We start from the raw sequence: 1,977 nt of genomic DNA, 5'->3' as shown, positions 1-1,977 counted from the left end.
CGCACGAGCTGCGCGGCGGTGCCACCGCCAACGGCATCCTGCTCGGCGAAGGCGTGGAAGCCGGTGCACCGGCCGTCCTGGGCCCCCTGCGCTTCCTGCTCTCGGCCCGGAGCGCCTACGTCAACGGCCAGTTCCTGCTGGTCGGCTCCGACGAGGGCTCGCTCCCCGCGGACCCGGACCGTCCGCTGGCCGGCAAGGTCGCCGTCGTCACCGGGGCCGCGCGCGGCATTGGCGCTGCCATCGCGGAGACCCTGCACCGCGACGGCGCACAGCTCGTCGTCGTCGATGTCCCCGCGGCCGGGGAACAGCTGGCGCAGGTCGCGAACCGGGTGAGCGGCACCGCCCTGCAGCTGGACATCACCGCGGCCGATGCCGGCGCGAAGATCGCCGCCCATGCCATGGAGCGGCACCACGGGCTGGACATCGTGATCCACAACGCCGGGATCACCCGCGACAAACTGCTGGCCAACATGGACCAGGCCAAATGGGACTCCGTGATCGCCGTCAACCTGACGTCGCAGCTGAGGATGAACGGGCAGCTGCTGGCCTCGGGCGCGTTCCGCGGGCGGCCGCGCGTGGTTTCGCTGGCCTCGACCAGCGGCATTGCGGGCAACCGCGGGCAGACCAATTACGCCGCATCCAAGGCTGGAATCATCGGCATGGTCCGGGCCTCGGCTGCCGGGCTCGCCGAGGCCGGCGGCAGCATCAACGCCGTGGCACCGGGCTTCATCGAGACGGACATGACCGCCCGGATGCCGTTCCTGACCCGGGAAGTGGCACGCCGGCTCTCCTCGCTGCAACAGGGCGGACAGCCGCGCGACGTCGCCGAGGCCGTCTCCTTCCTGGCCAGCGATGCCGCGGGCGGCATCAACGGGCAAACCCTGCGGGTCTGCGGGCAAAGCATGGTCGGCGCATGAACGAGGTCATCCTGGGGGAGATGCCCACGCTCTCGCGCCTCTACCTGACGGCGGCGTCGACTGCCGCGCGGCACAAGCTGGGCGTGGGCCAGCACAGCGAGCAGGTCCCGGCGGTGCGGCACACCCTGGACGGGGTGCAGATCACCCCCGAGCGGATCAGCGGGTTCCAGCAGCTGGTCCACGGCACCGTGCGGGACACCCTGCCCTCCGTGTTCCTGCACTCGGTCGCGTTCCCCGTGGCGATGAGCGTGATGACGCGGCCGGACTTTCCGCTGCCGCTGCTCGGCATGGTCCACCTGGCCAACCGTGTGCGGCACTTGCGGCCGGTCCACTTCGCCGAGCCCCTGACCGTGACGGCCTGGGCCGAGGGCCTCCGCGGCCATCACGCGGGCACGCAGGTCGAACTGCACACCCGGATTGACGCCGGCGGCGAGGCCGTGTGGGAAGGTATCTCGGACTACCTGGCCAAGGCGGTCTACCTGCCCGGGCTGGACAAGGCAGTCCGCCCGGACCGCGCCGATTTCACGCCGCCGCAGCCGACGGCCCGCTGGCGGCTCGGGCCGGAGGCCGGCCGCGAGTACGCCGGGGTCTCCGGCGACTTCAACCCGATCCACCTGAGCGCGGTGTCCGCGAAGATGCTGGGGCTCAAGCGGTCCATCGCCCACGGGATGTACCTGGCCTCCCGGGTCCTGACCAGTGTGGAAGCCACGGCCAGCGAACCCTTCAGCTGGCGCATCGACTTCGCCGCTCCGGTCTTCCTGCCCGCCACGGTGGCCGTCAGGATCCATGACACGGAACGCGACGGGTCCTGGGAAGCTTCCGAATTCACCGGCTGGGGGGAGCGCAGCCACCGGCTGCACTTCACCGGCAGCGTCCACACGCTCGCCGGCTGAGCGGCGTGGCCGGACCAGGTCAGCCGGCGGGCACCGCCTCAGCCCTGACCGGCGGCCGGACCGGGTCAGCCGGAAGCGCCGCGGCGTTCGAGGACCTCCCGTTCGCGCTCATTCTTCGCCAGGGCGGCGGCGGCGGCGAACTCGGAGCGGGCCTCCTCCGCCCGGCC

Annotated in this window: 2 protein-coding genes; both read left to right on the top strand. The window is 72.0% G+C overall.

Annotated features, from left to right (window positions below; genetic code table 11):
- Positions 1-917, top strand: a 917-nt coding sequence (locus tag AC5RV2_RS17490; RefSeq protein ID WP_494093386.1) for a 3-oxoacyl-ACP reductase, incomplete at its 5' end; no start/stop codon positions are given.
- Complete coding sequence (locus AC5RV2_RS17485; RefSeq protein ID WP_494093385.1) at positions 914-1,810, top strand: MaoC family dehydratase; 897 nt, start codon at positions 914-916, stop codon at positions 1,808-1,810. The genes AC5RV2_RS17490 and AC5RV2_RS17485, both read left to right, overlap by 4 nt.
- Positions 1,811-1,977 lie beyond the last annotated feature (167 nt).

This window comes from Arthrobacter sp. Y3225116, from assembly GCF_059091245.1.
The sequence above is the reverse complement of the archived record's forward strand: the minus strand, read 5'-3'. Positions and strand labels throughout refer to the sequence as shown.

What these genes read in the sequence shown, in the direction of transcription:
- AC5RV2_RS17485 (WP_494093385.1), top strand. Translation starts at nt 914, where the DNA reads ATGAACGAGGTCATCCTGGGGGAGATGCCCACGCTCTCGCGCCTCTAC.